The sequence below is a fragment of the Pseudomonas sp. SDT291_1_S447 genome (assembly GCF_054070155.1).
Genome location: NZ_JBSVXS010000110.1, coordinates 1 through 17796 on the forward strand (window position 1 = coordinate 1; position 17796 = coordinate 17796).

Genomic DNA, 17796 nt, shown 5'->3' on the forward strand with positions numbered 1-17796 from the left:
TCTGGCAAGAAGATGTCGACTGACACACCGCAATCGCGAGCAGGCTCACTCCTACAGGGGTTTGCGGTGTTCTTGGAATCGGGTCAGTCTTCGAATTCGCGGCGTTCGGCTTCGATGGCTTCGGCCAGGGCGCGGGCTTCGGCTTCTTCTTCGCTTAGCTCCGGTTCGGGTTCTGGCGCCGGTTGTTCGAGGGCGGCGACGGCGGCCAACAGCTTTTCGCGGGCTTCGGCGACGCCAAGAATGTCCTCTTCCGGTTCGGCTTCTGGCTCGGCTTCAAGTTCAACTTCAATGATTGGCTCGGCGATCTGCGGCGCAGGCTCAGTCTCGATTTCTGCTTCAGGCGCCGGTGCCTCACCATCAGCCGCATCCCGCAACAAATCGTCGAAGTCGGTCTTGATCCCCTCCTCCATGCTGTCCAGTTCCAGCAGCAAGGTATGGAAACTGGTCTCTTCCTTCTCTTCCTCCGGCTCGGCGCTGGCATCGGCCAGTTCCTGCAAGCCCTGCGGCACCGGCGCGTCGTCGAAATCGAGCACCGGGTCGGTTTCCATTTCGCGCAATTCAGCCAGCGGCGGCAGGTCTTCGAGGTTCTTCAGGTTGAAGTGATCGAGAAACATCTTGGTGGTGGCAAACATTGCTGGTTTGCCCGGCACGTCGCGGTAGCCGACGACGCGGATCCACTCACGTTCCAGCAAGGTTTTGACGATGTTGCTGTTTACCGCCACGCCACGCACGTCTTCGATCTCGCCACGGGTGATCGGCTGGCGATAGGCGATCAGCGCGATGGTTTCCAACAGCGCACGGGAATAACGCTGCGGGCGCTCTTCCCACAAGCGGCCAACCCACGGCGAAAACTTCTCGCGGATCTGCAAACGATAGCCCGACGAGACTTCCTTGAGCTCGAACGCGCGGCCCTCGCAGGACTTGCCCAACAGGGTCAGGGCTTTCTTGAAGACCGCAGGCTCGGGCCGCTCGCCTTCTTCGAACAATTCAAAAAGACGCTCAAGAGATTGCGGCTTTCCCGAGGCCAACAGAAAGGCTTCAAGCAGGGGTGCCAGCTCGCGGGGTTCAGTCAGGTTCATGTTTCGACTCGTTATTCGGCTCGGGCTCGCACGTGGATCGCGGCGAACGGCTCATTCTGCACCAGCTCGACCAAGGATTCCTTGACCAGTTCAAGGATCGCCATAAAGGTCACCACCACACCCAGCCTGCCCTCTTCGGCAGTGAACAGCTCGACAAACGGCACAAAACCGCCGCCCTTGAGCCGTTCCAGCACATCGCTCATGCGCTCGCGGGTGGACAGCGCCTCGCGGCTGACCTGGTGGCTTTCAAACATATCGCCACGGCGTAGCACTTCAGCCATGCACATCAAAATCTCTTCCAGCGCGACATCCGGCAACAGCTTGCGCGCGCGGGCTTCCGGGGCATCGAGCTTGGGCACGATGACATCGCGGCCGACGCGGCTCAAGCCGTCGATGCCTTCAGCAGCAGCCTTGAAACGCTCGTATTCCTGCAAGCGGCGGATCAGTTCGGCGCGCGGGTCGTCTTCTTCGTCTTCGACAGTTTCGGCGCGCGGCAGGAGCATGCGCGACTTGATCTCGGCGAGCATCGCGGCCATCACCAGATACTCGGCGGCCAGCTCCAGGCGCACCGACTGCATCAACTCGACATAGCCCATGTACTGGCGGGTGATTTCCGCGACAGGGATGTCGAGGATGTTGATGTTCTGTTTGCGGATCAGGTACAGCAGCAGGTCGAGCGGGCCTTCAAAGGCTTCAAGAAAGACTTCCAGCGCATCCGGCGGGATGTACAGATCCAGCGGCATTTCCATGACCGCCTGGCCATAGACCATGGCAAACGGCAGTTCCTGCTGAGCGCCGGCCTGGGGATCGACAACGGTTTCCACTGCGGACATTCAGGCCTCGACCATGAACGGCGTCGGATCGCCGCAACCGACGCGGACCACTTCCGGGTCATCGCCGGTGAGGTCGATCACCGTCGAAGCTTTAATACCGCCGAAGCCGCCGTCGACGATCAAGTCCACCTGATGTTCAAGCAATTGACGCATTTCGTACGGATCGCTGAGCGGGTCTTCATCGCCGGGCATGATCAGGGTCACGCTCATCAGCGGCTCACCGAGTTCGGCCAGCAGCGCCAGCGCGATCGGATGGCTTGGCACACGCAGACCGATGGTGCGTTTTTTCGGGTGCAGCAGCAGGCGTGGCACTTCGCGAGTGGCGTTGAGAATAAAGGTGTATGGCCCCGGCAGGTGCGCTTTGAGAATACGGAAGGTGCCGGTGTCGATCTTGGCGTAGTTGCCCAGTTGCGACAGGTCGCTGCAGATCAGCGCAAAGTTGTGCTTTTCATCGAGCTGACGCAGGCGACGCACGCGCTCGATCGCGGTTTTATCGCCGATCTGGCAACCGATCGCGTAGGAAGAGTCCGTAGGATAAATCACCACCCCGCCCTTGCGGATGATCTCGACCGCCTGTTTTATCAGGCGCGCTTGCGGGTTTTCCGGATGTATCTGGAAAAATTGACTCACATTCTCTACCTGTTCAGACGGCGGCAATATCTGTGTCATGTTTGAACCGACACCACAGGGGTGGAAGGTCCTCGGGAACCGGCCGGTACTGGCCGATCTCGGACCAGCCGCCAGGGCCATGGAAGTCACTGCCGGCGCTGACCAGCAGACCGAACTCACGGGCAAGGATTGCCAGGCTGCCGACCTGTTCCGCAGGCTGATGGCCATTGACCACCTCGATTGCATGCCCGCCTGCTTGAATATAGTCGGCAATCAGCTTTCGGCGCTTGCTGCGGGTGAAATCGTAGTGCCACGGATGTGCCAGGCTGACCCAGGCACCGGCGGCTCGCAGCGTACCGACGGTGTCTTCCAGCGTCGGCCAGTGCAACTTGACGTCACCCAGCTTGCCGGCGCCGAGCCATTTGCGGAATGCCTCAGCGCGATCCTTTACGAAACCTTCACGCACCATCCAGTCAGCGAAATGCGGACGGGCCGGGGCGTTGCCGCTGTCGCCCAGTTCCTGCTGCACCTGCCGGGCGCCTTCGAGGGCACCGGGCATGCCCTTGAGGGCGAGCTTGCGGCTTATTTCTTCCGACCGCAGCCAGCGGCCATCGTGCAACTTGGCAATTGCCTCGACCAACGGTGCCGCATTGACATCAAAACCGTAGCCCAACACATGAATGGTCGCGCCGCCCCAAGTGCAGGACAACTCAACGCCGTTGACCAGTTGCATACCCAATTCATTGGCGGCCGTACGCGCTTCGGCGAGGCCCTCGAGAGTGTCGTGGTCGGTCAACGCCAGGACTCGCACGCCGTTCTCGAACGCACGCGCAACCAGAACCGCAGGCGCCAGGGCGCCATCGGAGGCCGTGCTATGGCAGTGCAAATCAACATTCACGGGGAGTTGTAACCTCAAATCAGCTGGCGCTATCGCGCGCCCATATGTTTGTTATTATGCCGCCACATCCAGCTTCTGGCTCTCACTGTGAAACAATTCATCGATTTCATCCCGCTTCTGCTGTTCTTCATCGTTTACAAACTTGATCCACGGGTCGTCGACATCGCTGGCCATGAAGTGACTGTAGGCGGTATTTACAGCGCCACGGCGATGCTGATCATCAGTTCCCTGGTGGTGTACGGCGCGTTGTTCATCAAACAGCGCAAGCTGGAAAAGAGCCAATGGCTGACCCTGATCGCCTGCCTGGTGTTCGGCAGCCTGACGCTGGCCTTCCACAGCGAGACTTTCCTCAAATGGAAAGCGCCTGTGGTCAACTGGCTGTTCGCCGTCGCCTTCATCGGCAGCCACTTCATCGGTGATCGCCTGCTGATCAAACGCATCATGGGCCACGCGCTGACCCTGCCGGATCCGGTCTGGACCCGCCTGAACATCGCCTGGATCGCCTTTTTCCTGTTCTGCGGAGCCGCCAACCTGTTCGTCGCCTTCACCTTCCAGAGCTACTGGGTGGACTTCAAGGTGTTCGGCAGCCTGGGCATGACCCTGGTATTCCTGGTCGCACAGGGCATTTACCTGTCGCGTCACCTGCACGATGCCGATACCACAACAACACCAAAAACCGAGGACTGACATGCTCTACGCCATCATTGCCACCGACGTCGCCAACTCGCTGGAAGCACGCCTGGCCGCGCGTCCTGCGCATCTGGAACGCCTGCAAGCGCTCAAGGGCGAAGGCCGCATCGTATTGGCCGGTCCGCACCCGGCCGTCGACAGCAATGATCCGGGCGCAGCGGGTTTCACCGGCAGCCTGATCGTCGCCGAATTCGATTCACTGAGCGCTGCGCAAGCGTGGGCCGATGCCGATCCGTACATTGCCGCCGGCGTCTACGCCAATGTGATCGTCAAGCCGTTCAAGCAAGTCCTGCCGTAACGCTATCCCCACGCGATGAACCTTCTCGGTTCATCGCGTTCTCAATCGCTCATTATTCTCGTTTGCCTGCCGACAACCTGCCCAATATCCATTTGGAAACAGGTGTCGCGATGCGCAAGGGTCCGTTGTGTCTGATGTTGGTCACGTTGTCGATCATGGCGCCCGCCCATGGTGAGGAAACCACCGAAGGCGGCAGCTCCACGCCATTGTCGTTAAGCGCCGGCAGCCAGATCACCGAGTTGCAGCAGCGCCTCAAGGCCAGCGAGCAGCAGCGGGAAGAACTGAGCAAACAACTGCAAAATGCCGACAACACCCGCGAAAGCGCCCAGCTTGCCCGGTTGCGCCAGGAGAACCAGCGTCTCAAGCTGCAACTCAAGGAAGCCCAGGCCAGCCCGCTGCCGCGTCTGTTGACCGATCAGCAGCAGTGGTTCGTCACGGGCGCCGGAGTAGCGCTATTGGCGCTGCTCTGCGGTATCTTTGCCAGTGGAGCAAGCCGAAAACGTCGGCAATGGCTAAATTGAGTGAGTCATGAGCGAGCTGTTACTGATTGATGATGACCAGGAGTTGTGCGAACTCCTGAGTAGCTGGCTGAGCCAGGAAGGCTTCCATGTGCGCGCCTGCCACGATGGCCAGAGCGCCCGCAAGGCCTTGGCCGAAACGGCTCCGGCGGCAGTGGTGCTGGACGTGATGCTGCCCGATGGCAGTGGTCTGGAACTGCTCAAGCAACTGCGCAACGACCACGCCGACCTGCCGGTGCTGATGCTCTCGGCCCGTGGCGAGCCGCTGGATCGCATCCTCGGCCTGGAACTGGGTGCCGACGATTACCTGGCCAAACCGTGCGACCCGCGCGAATTGACCGCCCGCCTGCGCGCCGTATTGCGCCGCAGCCATCCGGCGGCAGTCTCGACGCAACTCGAACTTGGCGACCTGAGTTTCAGCCCGGTGCGCGGCGTGGTCAGCATCGATGAGAAAGAACTGACCCTCACCGTTTCCGAAAGCCGTCTGCTCGAAGCGCTGCTCAAACAGCCGGGCGAGCCGCTGGACAAACAGGAACTGGCGCAGCTCGCCCTCGGTCGCAAGCTGACCCTGTACGACCGCAGCCTCGACATGCACGTCAGCAACCTGCGTAAAAAGATCGGCCCGCACCCGGACGGCCGCCCGCGCATCGTCGCCCTGCGTAGCCGCGGTTATTTCTACAGCCTCTGAACCTTCCACCTGTAGGAGTGTTTGTCAGGTCAGCGCTCGAGCGTCTTTACCGAAGCTTTACGCAGTGCTGACCGCCGCTGACCTTGATCTCCGTAATCTGTACTCATCCGGAACGTACCGGGAACGAGACAAGGAGATACACCATGCGCAAGACTCTTATCGCTCTGATGTTCGCTGCCGCTCTGCCAACCGTCGCCATGGCCATGCCGCAAGACGGCGGCCCGATGGGTGGCCCGCTTGACGGCCCACGCCACGGCGGTCAGATGCACGGCATGCACGGCAAAGGCCCGTACAGCCAGCTCGACCTGTCCCGCGAACAACGCGAGCAGATCCGCAAGATCATGGGCGAGCAGATGCACGAGCGTAAGCAAGTGGTCGACAAGTACCTGGAAAAACTCTCGCCGGCTGACCAAAAAGCCATGAAGGACGAGATGGCGGCCAACCACAAGAAAGCGGAGACCGATGTGCGCGCCGTGTTGAAACCGGATCAACAGAAGAAATTCGACGAGATCCAGAAGAAACAGGCCGAGCGTCGCGCCGAATGGGCCGAGTTCAAGGCGTGGAAAGCGCAACAGGCGCAAAAGGCGCAATAATGTTCTGACCCCGGACCCGACGGCTAAACACCGTCGGGTCTTTTTCCACCGATCCAATGTAGGAGTGAGCCTGCTCGCGATAGCGGTGTGTCAGTCAGCGGATACTTGTCTGACTCACCGCTATCGCGAGCAGGCTCGCTCCCACATTTTAGATTTGTGTTTGATTGAGGATTTTCTGTGCGTTCATTGTTCTGGCGTATTCTCGCGAGCTTCTGGCTGGCCATCGCTCTGGTGGCCGGGTTGTCCATTCTGCTCGGACATATGCTCAATCAGGACGCGTGGATCCTCAGCCGCCATCCGGGCCTCAACACCCTCGCCGGCGAATGGACGCAAACCTACGAAGCTCAGGGCGAAGAAGCCGCCCAGGACATTCTCGAACAGCGCAAACGCCAATATCACATCGACGTTCAGGTGCTCAACGAATCCGGCGATCCGGTGGTGCGTGGCACCTTCCCGCGCCGCGCCGCCGCATTTGAGGCACGCCAGAACAATGATGACCGGCGCCTGCCATGGCGGCGTCTGACCGACGAATTCACCAGTGAAAAAACCGGTGACACTTACCTGTTCATCTACCGCATCCCGCATCCGGAACTCGACTCTTGGCACCGCGAAAGTCTGCTTTGGCCACTGAGCGCTCTGGGCATCGCGCTGGTGGTGCTGACCCTGTTCAGTTTGCTGGTGACCTTCTCCATCACCCGCCCGCTCAGCCGTTTGCGCGGCGCAGTACATGATCTGGGGCAGACCACCTATCAACAGAACAGCCTGGCGAAACTGGCCAACCGGCGCGATGAGTTCGGCGTACTGGCCAATGACTTCAACCGCATGGGCGCACGTTTGCAGAGTCTGATTGGCAGTCAGCGGCAGTTGCTGCGTGATGTCTCCCATGAATTGCGCTCACCGTTGGCACGGTTGCGCATTGCCTTGGCACTGGCAGAGCGGGCCAACCCCGAAGAACGCGAGAAACTCTGGCCACGGCTGACCCGCGAGTGTGATCGACTGGAAGCGTTGATCAGTGAAATTCTGGTGCTGGCGCGCGTCGATGCTGACAATGCCAGTGCTGAAGAGGTGGATTTGAATGCGTTGCTCGGCACGTTGCAGAAGGATGCGAAACTTGCATCGCCTGAGCAGATTGTGCGTCTTGATGCCGAACCGCAACTGAACCTGAAGGGTTGGCCGACCATGATCGAGCGCGCCGTCGACAACCTGCTGCGCAATGCCCAGCGCTTCAACCCGGAAGGTCAGTCGATTGAAATGCAGGCTTCACGTCAGGGTGAAAAAATCATCGTGAGCGTGCGCGACCATGGGCCGGGGGTGCAGGCCGAGCATTTGAGTCAGTTGGGCGAGCCGTTTTACCGGGCGCCGGGGCAGACGGCGGCGGGACATGGCCTGGGGCTGGCGATTGCAAGACGGGCGGCAGAGCGCCATGGCGGGAGTTTGACGTTGGCCAATCATCCGCAGGGTGGGTTTGTTGCGAGTCTGGAATTGCCATTGGTGCCTGGTGCCGTTGTCCAACCCTAAAAGCCACCCTCACCCCAGAAAAGCCCCTCACCCCAGCCCTCTCCCAGAGGGAGAGGGGGCCGACCGAGGTGTATTGCGTCAGACATCGACCTGGAAAACCGAGTCGATTATGGATTCGACAGAACCGTAATCCGAGTCGATTATAGATTCGACAGAACCGTAATCCGAGTCGACTATAGATTCGCCAGAGCGGTAATCCGAGTCGATTATGGATTCGACAGAGCGGTAATCCGCGTCGATTCTGGATTCAGCGAAGAGCGTTCAGGTCGGCGTACTTCTACAGCATCCCCCAATCAGTCCCCTCTCCCTCTGGGAGAGGGTTAGGGTGAGGGGCTTTTGATCTTCAGGCTTTACCAGGCCAGACACTAACGAACTCGCTCAGGTCGACCTTTTCAGCTACGCGAGGCTCCTTCTGCGGCGTGCCAAGGTAAAGAAACGCAATCACCTCTTCACCCTCCGCCAGCCCCAAACCTTTGGCCACGTGCTGCGAATAAGCCAGATCCCCCGTACGCCACACCGCACCAATCCCCTGCGCATACGCCGCCAGCAAAATCCCGTGCGCCGCACACCCCGCCGCCAGCAACTGCTCGGCCTTAGGATATTTAACGTGCTCCTGCAATTTGGCGATCACCACAACCACCAGCGGCGCCCGCAGCGGGCCGTTGCGCGCCTTGTCGATCATCGCTTCGGTGACTTCGCCTTCCTGCAGCTGTGCAGCCTCGGCCAGCAACTCGCCCATTTGCTCGCGCGCTGCGCCTTCGACGGTCAGAAAGCGATACGGCTGCAAATGTCCGTGATCCGGCGCGCGCAACGCTGCGCCAAACAGGGCTTCGCGCTGCTCGGCAGTGGGGGCCGGTTCGACCAGTCGTGGAACGGAAACACGGTTGAGCAACGCGTCGAGAGCCTGCATCGGCCACCTCCTGAGAAAAATGTGCGGCTATTCTAGCTTCATCTGCCAACAGGATGCCGGTTTACATGCCCTGCCCCACGGGTAGAATGGCGCCCTCCTTACATCAGCCCGAGCGGACTTCATGGCGTTGCCGACCTTACGGATCATTGGTTTCATCATCGGCATCTTCCTGATCACCCTGGCCGTGGCCATGGTCGTGCCCATGGCCACTCTGGTAATTTTCGAACGCACCAGCGACCTGCCGTCGTTCCTCTGGGCGAGCATGATCACCTTCGTCGCCGGCCTCGCGCTGGTGATTCCCGGTCGACCGGAACACATTCACCTGCGCCCACGTGACATGTATCTGCTGACGGTCAGCAGTTGGCTGGTGGTGTGCATCTTTGCCGCGCTGCCGTTTCTGCTGACTCAGCACATCAGCTACACCGACTCGTTTTTCGAAAGCATGTCGGGGATTACCGCTACTGGCTCGACCGTGCTCAATCATCTCGACGACATGTCTCCGGGCATCCTGATGTGGCGCTCGTTGCTGCACTGGATCGGCGGCATCGGCTTTATCGGCATGGCGGTAGCGATTCTGCCGCTGCTGCGTATCGGTGGCATGCGCCTGTTCCAGACCGAATCCTCGGACCGCTCGGAAAAGGTCATGCCGCGCTCGCACATGGTGGCGCGACTGATCGTGGCGGCTTATGTCGGCATCACCATCCTCGGCAGCCTGGCGTTCTGGTGGGCCGGGATGAGCCCGTTCGACGCGATCAACCACGCGATGTCGGCGATTTCCACCGGTGGTTTCTCGACCTCCGACCAATCGCTGGCCAAGTGGACGCAACCGGCGGTGCACTGGGTGGCGGTGGTCATCATGATTCTCGGCAGCCTGCCATTCACCCTGTACGTGGCGACGTTGCGTGGCAATCGTAAAGCGCTGATCAAGGATCAGCAGGTGCAGGGTTTGCTCGGCATGTTGCTGGTGACCTGGCTGGTGCTCGGCACCTGGTATTGGTGGACGACCAACCTGCATTGGCTCGATGCGCTGCGCCACGTGGCACTGAACGTGACCTCGGTGGTCACCACCACTGGTTTTGCCCTCGGCGACTACAGCCTGTGGGGCAACTTCTCGCTGATGCTGTTTTTCTATCTGGGCTTTGTCGGAGGCTGTTCCGGGTCGACGGCGGGCGGGATCAAGATTTTCCGGTTCCAGGTCGCCTACATCCTGCTCAAGGCCAACCTTAATCAGCTGATTCACCCGCGTGCGGTGATCAAGCAGAAGTACAACGGTCACCGCCTCGACGAAGAAATCGTCCGTTCGATTCTGACTTTTTCGTTCTTCTTCGCCATCACCATCTGCGTGATCGCCCTGTTGCTGTCGCTGCTCGGCGTCGACTGGATGACCGCACTGACCGGCGCCGCCAGCACCGTGTCCGGCGTCGGCCCGGGCCTGGGCGAAACCATTGGCCCGGCGGGTAACTTCGCCACCCTGCCGGATGCGGCCAAGTGGATCCTGTCGTTCGGTATGCTGCTCGGCCGACTGGAGATCATTACGGTGTTTGTACTGTGTATTCCGGCCTTTTGGCGTCACTGATCGCGCTCGGCGCCTGCAACAACCGCGTCCGGTAATCGCCGGGCGTGGTATCGAACCAGCGGCGGAACGCGCGAAAGAAGTTGCTCGGATCGGCGAAGCCCAACAGATAAGCGATTTCCAGCAAGGTCATGCGCGGTTGCGCCAGATACTGCTCGGCCAGTTCGCGGCGCGTGTCATCGAGCAACTGTTGAAAACTGGTGCCCTCCTCCTGCAAGCGCCGCTGCAAGGTACGCTGCGATAAATGTAGAGTCTGCGCCACGGTATCGCGCTTCGGTTCGCCTTGTGGCAGCAACCGGCACAGTACCTGTCGCGCCTTGTGGGTCACGCGACTTTCGGAAAACCGCGCCAGATATTCCCCGGCAAACCGGTCATGCAACAGCGCCATCGCTTCGTTGGCGGTGGGCAACGGGGCTTCCATGTCGGCCCGCTCGAAAATCAGCGCATCGTAAGGCGCGTTGAACATCAGCGGCGCATGAAAGGCTTGTTTGTAAGGTTCCAGGTCGTCGGGTTCGGCGCCCTGCACCAGCACTTTGACCGGATGCAGCGTGCGCCCGGTCAACCAACCGCACAGGCCCAGCGCACAGGCCAGCGAGGCTTCGGCGCTTTGCCGGGTCGGCGGCAGATGGTCGCCGTGCACGGTCAGAATCAGCGCATAACCTTCTTCCAGCAGACGGAAGCTCAGGTCGGCACTTTCGGCGATAATCCGCTGATAACGCACCAGCCGCTGGAAGCCTTCGGCCAGGGTATTGCTCGACATCAGCGCATAACCGGCGACATGAAACGACGCCGGTCGCACCACTTTGCCCATGTTCAGGCCAATCGCCGGGTTGCCGGACAGCTCGACCGCCCGTTGCCAGAGACGGGTCATGGAATCTTGCGGGAAGCGCGCATCCGGATCATCCAGAGCCGTGTAATCAAGCCCCAGCTGCTTGAACAGAACCCGGCAATCCAGGCCGTCCATCTCCAATGCTTTGACAATCCCCATCGCCCAGCTTGCAGAAGTCGTTCGTTCGCTCATGGCGTTTTTCTTTTACATGATGGGCCGCATGCTACGGCCTGATTTGCCAAGGATACTAAAGTGGCGCCGATTGTCACTGGCCCACGCCAATGATCACTCTAGACTCAAATAAGCTACCCGCAGCACAACTCGTCGCCAGAACAATAACCACAGAGAACGCGGTCGTGGAAAACATCAAGCATTTCAGCAGCTTCGCTGAGTTCTATCCGTATTACCTCAGCGAACACAGCAACAGCACCTGTCGGCGCCTGCACTTCATCGGCACCACACTGGTGATTTTCATTCTGGCGATGACCATCGCCAAAGGCGCCTGGCTGCCGCTATTGGCGGTGCCGCTGGCCGGTTACAGCTTTGCCTGGGTCGGGCACTTCTTCTTTGAAAAAAACCGACCGGCGACTTTCCAGCACCCGCTGTACAGCCTGCTCGGCGACTTCGTCATGTACCGCGACATAATCCTCGGTCGCGTGGCGTTCTGAATGAGGGTCAGCCAATGAATGCCAATGCCCGCTTCACCCATATGAAGGACGGTACGCAGGAAGACTGGGCGATCATCGCCGCTGACTTCAGTGCCTACGCCAAACAGTTGCCCTCGCGGATCATGACTCACCTGAAATTGCTCGAAGGCGATTTCGGCGGCTTTCCGGTGGATCGCCTGACCCACTCACTGCAAACCGCCACCCGCGCGTTTCGTGACGGGCGCGACGAGGAATATGTGGTCTGCGCGTTGCTGCATGACATCGGAGACACCTTGGGTTCCTACAACCATCCGGACATTGCTGCGGCGATTCTCAAGCCGTTCGTCAGTGCCGAAAATTTGTGGATGGTGGAGAAGCACGGGGTGTTTCAGGGTTATTACTTCTTTCATCACTTGGGCATGGATCGGCATCTGCGCGAGCAGTTCGCCGGTCATCCGCAGTATCAAGCGACTGCAGAGTTCTGTGCCAAATACGATGCGGCGGCGTTTGATCCTGACTATGACACGCTGCCGTTGAGTTTCTTTGAGCCGATGATGGAACGGTTGTTTGCGCAGCCGAAGAACTCGATTTACAAAGCCGCGATGGAGGAACACAGCCCGGCCTGAGAACACCACAGCCCATTGTGGGAGCGAGCTTGCTCGCGAATGCGGAGTGTCAGGCAACACGACTTTGCCTGATGTAACGCTTTCGCGAGCAAGCTCGCTCCCACAGGGGATTTGTGTTGTTCAGGCGATTTCGGCGACCTTGGCAGCCTTTAGCTCCGCCTCACGCGCCTGCGCATCCGCCAGCCGATACAACTCGATCGTGCCATCCCAATGCTCGATCAACGCCGTGCACGACTCCACCCAATCGCCGCAATTGAGGTAATCCACCTCCCCCACCTTGCGGATCTCGGCGTGGTGAATGTGCCCGCACACCACGCCATGCAACTCGCGCTTCACGCATTCATGGGCGATGGCTTCTTCAAAGTCGCTGATGAAACTCACCGCCGTCTTCACCTTGTGTTTCAGGTACGCCGAGAGTGACCAGTAACCGTAGCCATACCGCGCCCGCCAGTGGTTGAGCCAGCGATTGAGGGTCAGGGTGAATTCATAGGCGGAGTCGCCAAGGAAGGCCAGCCAGCGGTGATAACGGGTGATCACATCGAACTGATCGCCGTGAATCACCAGCAGATGCCGACCGTCTGCGGTGACATGCACCGCCTCGTCGACCAGTTGGATATTGCCCAGAATCAGCTTCGAATATCGCCGCAGGAATTCGTCGTGGTTGCCGGTGACGTAGATCACCTCGGTGCCGCGCTTGCTCATGGTTAACAAACGACGGATCACGTTGGTATGCGCTTGCGGCCAGTACATGCCGCCGCGCAGTTTCCAGCCGTCAATGATGTCGCCGACCAGATAAATCTTGTCGGCATGGTAGCCCTTGAGAAATTGCGACAAGTGCTCGGCCTGGCAATCGCGCGTGCCCAAATGCACGTCGGAGATCCACAGGGTTCGCACCCGTTGTTTGCGACTGGGTCTGGCGAGCTCGGCGCTGGTCATGGGCAACCCTCTGCGATGTTTTCGCCACTCTGCGCTTGTCCGGTTAATCGACCATGACAAGCGTGAGTCAGTCGTGTGACAACGCATCCGGCGTGCGCCGGTGTAGACTGGCGATCACTTCGGAGACAACCTGCCATGCGACCGATCCTCACCCTGCGTCAGTACACCCACGATTTGATCGTGCATAGCCACGAACACGCGCAATTGGTGTTCGGGTTGTCCGGTGCGCTGGATTTCGAGGTCGAGGGTTGCGGCAGTCAGGTGCGTCAGCAGAGCTTCGTGGTGATTCCGTCCGGCGCTCATCATGCCTGTGGCAGTCCCGACGGCAGCCGCTGTCTGGTCCTCGACATCCCTGAGGGGCAATGGGTGAAGGACTCACTGGGTGAGCACGCCGAGGCTAGCCAACGCTTGCTCGACCTGCCGGCGCGACTGTCACTCGATGCGGGGCAAAGCCAATTGGTCAGTTGGCTGGCGAACAGTCCGGTGAGCGATCCGTTGATCGCGCAGCAAGGCGCGGTTTTGCTGTTGGCCAGTCTCAATCACGCGCTACCTGGCGAACTGGTCGCGCGTCGCCTGCCCTACACCGCGCTGGATGCGCACATCGAGCAAAACGCCGCTTATCCGCTGCAAGTCGCCGATCTGGCGCGCGTGGCCGGGTTGTCCTGCGCGCGCCTGCATGCACGGTTCATGGCCGAATGCGGGCAGACGCCGATGGATTACATCCGCAGTCGGCGCCTGCATCTGGCGGTGCAACTTCTGCGCGACACTGCACTGCCGATTGGCGAGATTGCCAGTCGCGTCGGATACAGCTCGCAAAGTGCCTTCTCGGCTGCCGTCCTACGTGAGTTCGGTGCATCACCCGGCCAGCTTCGGCGCGATTCCTGCGACAAAAGACGATAGTCTGCCGACAGACTCACGGTCTTCCCCCGGTTCAATATGTAGGAGCTGCCGCAGGCTGCGATCTTTTGATGTTGTTTTTCAGAAGCAAGATCAAAAGATCGCAGCCTGAGGCAGCTCCTACAGTTGAAATCGTGTTTGAGATAGAAGGATTGCAATGACTCCGCGTACCGCCCTTGGCGCTCTGCATATTGGCGCTTTGATGTTTGGCCTGACCGGTGTGTTCGGCAAACTCGCTGCCGCGTCTCCCGCCGTGATCGTCTTCGGTCGCGCAGCTTTCGCCGTGCTCGCCCTGGCGTTCTTCGCCCGTTTCGCCAGCCAGCACGGCTGGCAGAAACTGCAGGCCGTGGACTGGCGGCGTCTGGCCCTCAGCGGCGTGTTGCTGGCCGGGCATTGGGTGAGCTTCTTTGTTTCGGTGAAAGTTGCTGGCGTCGCCATCGCCACCCTGGGCTTTGCCAGTTTCCCGGCCTTCACGGTGATTCTTGAAGGGCTGATTTTCCGCGAACGCATCCGCGCCAATGAAATCATCCTCGTCGTCTTGGTGACGGTTGGTCTGGTGCTGGTCACCCCGGCGTTCGATCTGGCCAGCGGCGCAACCACCGGCCTGCTCTGGGCAGTGTTGTCGGGCCTGCTGTTCTCGCTGCTGTCACTGACCAACCGCGCCAGCTCCGGGCGCATCCCGGCGGTGCAGGCGGCGTTGTGTCAAAACGTCGTGGTGGCGCTGTGTCTGCTGCCGGTTGCGGCGCCGCAACTCAGTGAAGTGCGGGCACTGGACTGGTTGTGGATCGGCTTGCTCGGGGTGTTCTGCACCGGCGTCGCTCATAGCCTGTTCGTCGCCAGTCTGGCGGTGATCAAAGCACGCACGGCGGCGGTGGTGTTTGCCATGGAGCCGGTTTACGGCATTACCATCGCCTGGCTGCTGTTCAACGAAAACCCGACGCTGCGGATGTTGATGGGCGGCGCACTGATCATCATCGCCATCGTCGTTTCCGCGCGGATGTCCGGCAATGCCGACAAGAAAACCGTCGCCGCCGAAGCCGCGTCTCACTGAGTGCGGTCGTTATGGCCGAGGTCGCGGTCAGGATCAATCTGATCGCGAACCCGCTGTTTCAACACCTTGGCCTCGGGAAACCCACCGTCGTCCTTGCGTTCCCAGATCTGCACGCCGGCGCAGGTGATGTGAAATACCCCGCCAGTGCCCGGCACCAACGAGACTTTGCCGAGGTCATCGGCAAAGGTGCTGAGCAGTTCCTGCGCCAGCCACGCGGCGCGCAGCAGCCATTGGCACTGAGTGCAATAGGTGATGACAACTTCTGCTTTTGCGACAGTCATGTTTGCTGAAACTCCTGAGACAGAGGGCGCCGCTATAATAGCCGGCTTTAACGCTTGCCCCGAGACTCACAATGCGCCGTCTGCTGTTCTGCCTGCTGCTTGGTTTCCTTCCTCTGCTTGTCCATGCCAGTGAGGCGCCGCGACCGAAAGTCGGTCTGGTGCTGTCCGGCGGCGCCGCGCGCGGATTGGCGCACATCGGCGTGCTCAAGGCGTTGGAAGAGCAAGGCATCAAAATCGACGCGATCGCCGGCACCAGCATGGGCGCAGTGATCGGCGGTCTGTACGCCTCGGGCTACAAGATTGATGAACTGGAAAAACTCGCGCTGAACATCGATTGGCAAGCCGCATTGTCCGACGCCCCACCGCGCGAAGACGTGCCGTTTCGGCGCAAGCAGGATGACCGCGACTTCCTGGTGAAACAGAAACTCAGCTTCCGTGACGACGGCAGTCTCGGCCTGCCACTGGGCGTGATTCAGGGTCAGAACCTCGCGCTGCTGCTGGAAAGCCTGCTGGCCCACACCAGCGACACCCGGGACTTCGACAAACTGCCAATCCCGTTCCGCGCCGTCGCCACCGACATTTCCAATGGCGAAAAAGTGGTGTTCCGCAAAGGCCACTTGCCGCAGGTGATCCGCGCGAGCATGTCGATCCCGGCGGTGTTCGCCCCGGTCGAACTCAATGGCCGGCTACTGGTCGACGGCGGCATGACCGACAACATTCCCCTCGATGTCGCGCGGGAAATGGGCGTGGACGTGGCCATCGTCGTCGATATCGGCACCCCGCTGCGCAATCGCAAACAATTGACCACCGTGGTCGACGTGCTGAACCAGTCGATCACCCTGATGACCCGCAGTAACTCCGAAGAACAACTGGCCGCGCTGAAATCCTCCGATGTGCTGATTCAGCCCGCGCTGGCGGCGTTCGGCGTCACTGATTTCGGTAAAGCCCAGGAGATGATCGACGCCGGTTACCGGGCGACCCGAATCCTCGACGCGCGCCTCGCGCAGCTCAAACCCGACGAGTCTCAGGACGCCGAACTGAACGCCGCGCGCTCACCGGGGCAGCGTACGCCGATCATCACCGCGATCCGCGTCGAGAACGACTCGAAGGTCGACGACGATGTCATTCGCTATTACATCCGCCAGCACATCGGCGAGCCACTGGATCTGGGGCGCCTGCATTCGGACATGGGCACCTTGTATGGCCTCGACTACTTCGAGCAGGTGCAATACCGCGTGGTGCACAAGGGCGAGGATCACACCTTGGTGATCAGTGCTCGGGGCAAGCGCAGCGGCACCGATTACTTGCGGGTCGGCCTCAACCTGTCGGACGACATGCGTGGCGACAGCGCCTTCAACCTCGGTGCCAGCTATCGCATCAACGGCATCAACCGCCTCGGCGCGGAATGGCTGACCCGTGCGCAGATTGGCGATAAACAAGAGCTGTACACCGAGTTCTATCAACCGCTGGACGTCGGTTCGCGCTACTTCGTCGCGCCGTATGCTTCGTTCGAAGCGCAGAACGTTGAAGCGGTGCTCGACAACGATCCGATCGCGCAGTATCGCGTCGAGCGTTACGGTTTCGGCCTCAACTTCGGTCGACAGATCGGCAACAACGGCGAAGTACGTTTCGGCGTCGGTGAAGCGTGGGGCAAGGCCGATGTACGCATTGGCGATCAGGATCTGCCGAGTGAAAACTTCAACGAAGGTTTCTATGCCCTGAAGTATTCGTACGACTCACTGGATAACGTGTACTTCCCTCACGAAGGCAAGGACGTCAGCCTGACGCTGACGCAGTTTGAACCGGGCCTGGGGTCGGACACGCGTTATCGACAGTGGGACTTTAAAATCGACAAAGCCATGAGCCATGGCCCGGATACGCTGATTCTCGGTGGGCGCTACGGGCGCACGCTGGATGATGCCAATGTGGTGACCTCAAGCTTCCTGCTCGGCGGTGCGCGGCAGTTGTCGGGCTTCCGTGAAGACGCGATTTCCGGACAGAACATCAGCCTGATGCGCGCGGTGTACTACCGCCGGTTGACGCCGCGTTCGTATCTGCCGCTGGATTTCCCGCTGTATGCCGGCGCCTCGCTGGAGCGTGGGCGGGCGTGGAACAACGACAATGAGTTCGACAGTGGCTACATCAACGCCGCGAGCGTGTTTATCGGTTTCGACACGCCGCTGGGGCCGCTGAATTTCAGTTATGGGTTGAATGATGCGAATGAGCAGGCGGTCTATCTGAATCTGGGGCAGACCTTCTGATCAGGTCGCCTGACGAATCGCTATCGCGAGCAGGCTCACTCCTACATTGGAATGCGTTCCC

At 60.1% G+C, this 17796-nt stretch carries 20 protein-coding genes; 12 read left to right on the forward strand and 8 right to left on the reverse strand.

The annotated features are described in order from the left end of the window. Positions 1-83: 83 nt before the first annotated feature. From scpB to ACW9IR_RS23820, 4 genes are all read right to left on the reverse strand, one after another. Complete coding sequence (scpB, locus tag ACW9IR_RS23805) at positions 84-1079, reverse strand: SMC-Scp complex subunit ScpB (RefSeq protein ID WP_110719995.1); 996 nt, start codon at positions 1077-1079, stop codon at positions 84-86. Between the two features lie 11 nt (positions 1080-1090). Next, positions 1091-1789 (reverse strand): segregation and condensation protein A, encoded by a 699-nt coding sequence (locus tag ACW9IR_RS23810; protein ID WP_172828192.1) that lies wholly within the window; start codon positions 1787-1789, stop codon positions 1091-1093. A 123-nt stretch (positions 1790-1912) separates the two neighbouring features. Next, positions 1913-2542, reverse strand: coding sequence for an L-threonylcarbamoyladenylate synthase (locus ACW9IR_RS23815; RefSeq protein WP_034153313.1), 630 nt, complete (start codon positions 2540-2542; stop codon positions 1913-1915). 13 nt (positions 2543-2555) lie between these two features. Next, positions 2556-3419 (reverse strand): PHP domain-containing protein, encoded by an 864-nt coding sequence (locus tag ACW9IR_RS23820; RefSeq protein WP_134177735.1) that lies wholly within the window; start codon positions 3417-3419, stop codon positions 2556-2558. Between the two features lie 87 nt (positions 3420-3506). Between ACW9IR_RS23820 and ACW9IR_RS23825 the strand changes: the two genes are divergently transcribed. From ACW9IR_RS23825 to ACW9IR_RS23850, 6 genes are all read left to right on the forward strand, one after another. Then, the gene (locus ACW9IR_RS23825) at positions 3507-4106 is read left to right on the forward strand and encodes a septation protein A (RefSeq protein WP_007919675.1); all 600 of its coding nucleotides are present in this window, start codon (positions 3507-3509) and stop codon (positions 4104-4106) included. A gap of 1 nt (position 4107) precedes the next feature. Continuing rightward, on the forward strand, positions 4108-4407 hold the full coding sequence (locus tag ACW9IR_RS23830; RefSeq protein ID WP_016987935.1) for a YciI family protein: 300 nt from the start codon (positions 4108-4110) through the stop codon (positions 4405-4407). A gap of 110 nt (positions 4408-4517) precedes the next feature. Further along, positions 4518-4928, forward strand: coding sequence for a translation initiation factor 2 (locus ACW9IR_RS23835; protein ID WP_038363742.1), 411 nt, complete (start codon positions 4518-4520; stop codon positions 4926-4928). A 7-nt stretch (positions 4929-4935) separates the two neighbouring features. Beyond that, the gene (locus ACW9IR_RS23840; RefSeq protein WP_016987937.1) at positions 4936-5613 is read left to right on the forward strand and encodes a response regulator transcription factor; all 678 of its coding nucleotides are present in this window, start codon (positions 4936-4938) and stop codon (positions 5611-5613) included. Positions 5614-5756: 143 nt separating this feature from the next. Further along, positions 5757-6206, forward strand: coding sequence for a Spy/CpxP family protein refolding chaperone (locus tag ACW9IR_RS23845; RefSeq protein WP_016987938.1), 450 nt, complete (start codon positions 5757-5759; stop codon positions 6204-6206). Positions 6207-6383: 177 nt separating this feature from the next. Continuing rightward, positions 6384-7724, forward strand: a complete 1341-nt coding sequence (locus ACW9IR_RS23850) for a sensor histidine kinase (protein WP_457465258.1) — start codon at positions 6384-6386, stop codon at positions 7722-7724. A gap of 343 nt (positions 7725-8067) precedes the next feature. On the opposite strand, the gene ACW9IR_RS23855 is transcribed toward ACW9IR_RS23850, so the two are convergent. Continuing rightward, a complete protein-coding gene (locus ACW9IR_RS23855) occupies positions 8068-8634 on the reverse strand; it encodes a nitroreductase family protein (protein ID WP_110720002.1) in 567 nt (188 codons plus the stop codon). Positions 8635-8755: 121 nt separating this feature from the next. Between ACW9IR_RS23855 and ACW9IR_RS23860 the strand changes: the two genes are divergently transcribed. Continuing rightward, the gene (locus tag ACW9IR_RS23860) at positions 8756-10210 is read left to right on the forward strand and encodes a TrkH family potassium uptake protein (protein WP_016984216.1); all 1455 of its coding nucleotides are present in this window, start codon (positions 8756-8758) and stop codon (positions 10208-10210) included. Here the strand turns inward: ACW9IR_RS23860 and ACW9IR_RS23865 are convergent. Continuing rightward, on the reverse strand, positions 10167-11228 hold the full coding sequence (locus ACW9IR_RS23865; protein WP_220038471.1) for an AraC family transcriptional regulator: 1062 nt from the start codon (positions 11226-11228) through the stop codon (positions 10167-10169). The genes ACW9IR_RS23860 and ACW9IR_RS23865 overlap by 44 nt on opposite strands. A gap of 164 nt (positions 11229-11392) precedes the next feature. Between ACW9IR_RS23865 and ACW9IR_RS23870 the strand changes: the two genes are divergently transcribed. Together ACW9IR_RS23870 and ACW9IR_RS23875 are read left to right on the forward strand one after the other, a co-directional pair. Continuing rightward, positions 11393-11704, forward strand: a complete 312-nt coding sequence (locus ACW9IR_RS23870) for an Mpo1-like protein (RefSeq protein ID WP_457465259.1) — start codon at positions 11393-11395, stop codon at positions 11702-11704. A gap of 14 nt (positions 11705-11718) precedes the next feature. Beyond that, on the forward strand, positions 11719-12309 hold the full coding sequence (locus tag ACW9IR_RS23875; protein WP_150749272.1) for an HD domain-containing protein: 591 nt from the start codon (positions 11719-11721) through the stop codon (positions 12307-12309). Positions 12310-12429: 120 nt separating this feature from the next. On the opposite strand, the gene ACW9IR_RS23880 is transcribed toward ACW9IR_RS23875, so the two are convergent. Next, entirely contained in the window at positions 12430-13245 is an 816-nt protein-coding gene (locus tag ACW9IR_RS23880; RefSeq protein WP_025110572.1) for a UDP-2,3-diacylglucosamine diphosphatase, read from the reverse strand. Between the two features lie 135 nt (positions 13246-13380). Here ACW9IR_RS23880 and ACW9IR_RS23885 point away from each other — a divergent pair, with 135 nt between their 5' ends. Further along, positions 13381-14145 carry an AraC family transcriptional regulator gene (locus tag ACW9IR_RS23885; protein WP_457465260.1) on the forward strand — a complete coding sequence of 255 codons (765 nt, stop codon included), beginning with the start codon at positions 13381-13383 and terminating at the stop codon, positions 14143-14145. A 154-nt stretch (positions 14146-14299) separates the two neighbouring features. Then, a complete protein-coding gene (locus ACW9IR_RS23890) occupies positions 14300-15193 on the forward strand; it encodes a DMT family transporter (protein WP_457465261.1) in 894 nt (297 codons plus the stop codon). Here ACW9IR_RS23890 and ACW9IR_RS23895 read toward each other — a convergent pair. Beyond that, entirely contained in the window at positions 15187-15474 is a 288-nt protein-coding gene (locus ACW9IR_RS23895) for a SelT/SelW/SelH family protein (protein ID WP_457465262.1), read from the reverse strand. The genes ACW9IR_RS23890 and ACW9IR_RS23895 overlap by 7 nt on opposite strands. 71 nt (positions 15475-15545) lie before the next feature. Here ACW9IR_RS23895 and ACW9IR_RS23900 point away from each other — a divergent pair, with 71 nt between their 5' ends. Next, a complete protein-coding gene (locus tag ACW9IR_RS23900) occupies positions 15546-17735 on the forward strand; it encodes a patatin-like phospholipase family protein (RefSeq protein WP_186616393.1) in 2190 nt (729 codons plus the stop codon). Positions 17736-17796: the final 61 nt, after the last annotated feature.

What these genes read in the sequence shown, in the direction of transcription:
- scpB (WP_110719995.1), bottom strand. Translation starts at nt 1,079, where the DNA reads ATGAACCTGACTGAACCCCGCGAGCTGGCACCCCTGCTTGAAGCCTTT.
- ACW9IR_RS23830 (WP_016987935.1), top strand. Translation starts at nt 4,108, where the DNA reads ATGCTCTACGCCATCATTGCCACCGACGTCGCCAACTCGCTGGAAGCA.
- ACW9IR_RS23835 (WP_038363742.1), top strand. Translation starts at nt 4,518, where the DNA reads ATGCGCAAGGGTCCGTTGTGTCTGATGTTGGTCACGTTGTCGATCATG.
- ACW9IR_RS23840 (WP_016987937.1), top strand. Translation starts at nt 4,936, where the DNA reads ATGAGCGAGCTGTTACTGATTGATGATGACCAGGAGTTGTGCGAACTC.
- ACW9IR_RS23845 (WP_016987938.1), top strand. Translation starts at nt 5,757, where the DNA reads ATGCGCAAGACTCTTATCGCTCTGATGTTCGCTGCCGCTCTGCCAACC.
- ACW9IR_RS23855 (WP_110720002.1), bottom strand. Translation starts at nt 8,634, where the DNA reads ATGCAGGCTCTCGACGCGTTGCTCAACCGTGTTTCCGTTCCACGACTG.
- ACW9IR_RS23860 (WP_016984216.1), top strand. Translation starts at nt 8,756, where the DNA reads ATGGCGTTGCCGACCTTACGGATCATTGGTTTCATCATCGGCATCTTC.
- ACW9IR_RS23865 (WP_220038471.1), bottom strand. Translation starts at nt 11,228, where the DNA reads ATGAGCGAACGAACGACTTCTGCAAGCTGGGCGATGGGGATTGTCAAA.
- ACW9IR_RS23875 (WP_150749272.1), top strand. Translation starts at nt 11,719, where the DNA reads ATGAATGCCAATGCCCGCTTCACCCATATGAAGGACGGTACGCAGGAA.
- ACW9IR_RS23880 (WP_025110572.1), bottom strand. Translation starts at nt 13,245, where the DNA reads ATGACCAGCGCCGAGCTCGCCAGACCCAGTCGCAAACAACGGGTGCGA.
- ACW9IR_RS23885 (WP_457465260.1), top strand. Translation starts at nt 13,381, where the DNA reads ATGCGACCGATCCTCACCCTGCGTCAGTACACCCACGATTTGATCGTG.
- ACW9IR_RS23890 (WP_457465261.1), top strand. Translation starts at nt 14,300, where the DNA reads ATGACTCCGCGTACCGCCCTTGGCGCTCTGCATATTGGCGCTTTGATG.
- ACW9IR_RS23895 (WP_457465262.1), bottom strand. Translation starts at nt 15,474, where the DNA reads ATGACTGTCGCAAAAGCAGAAGTTGTCATCACCTATTGCACTCAGTGC.
- ACW9IR_RS23900 (WP_186616393.1), top strand. Translation starts at nt 15,546, where the DNA reads ATGCGCCGTCTGCTGTTCTGCCTGCTGCTTGGTTTCCTTCCTCTGCTT.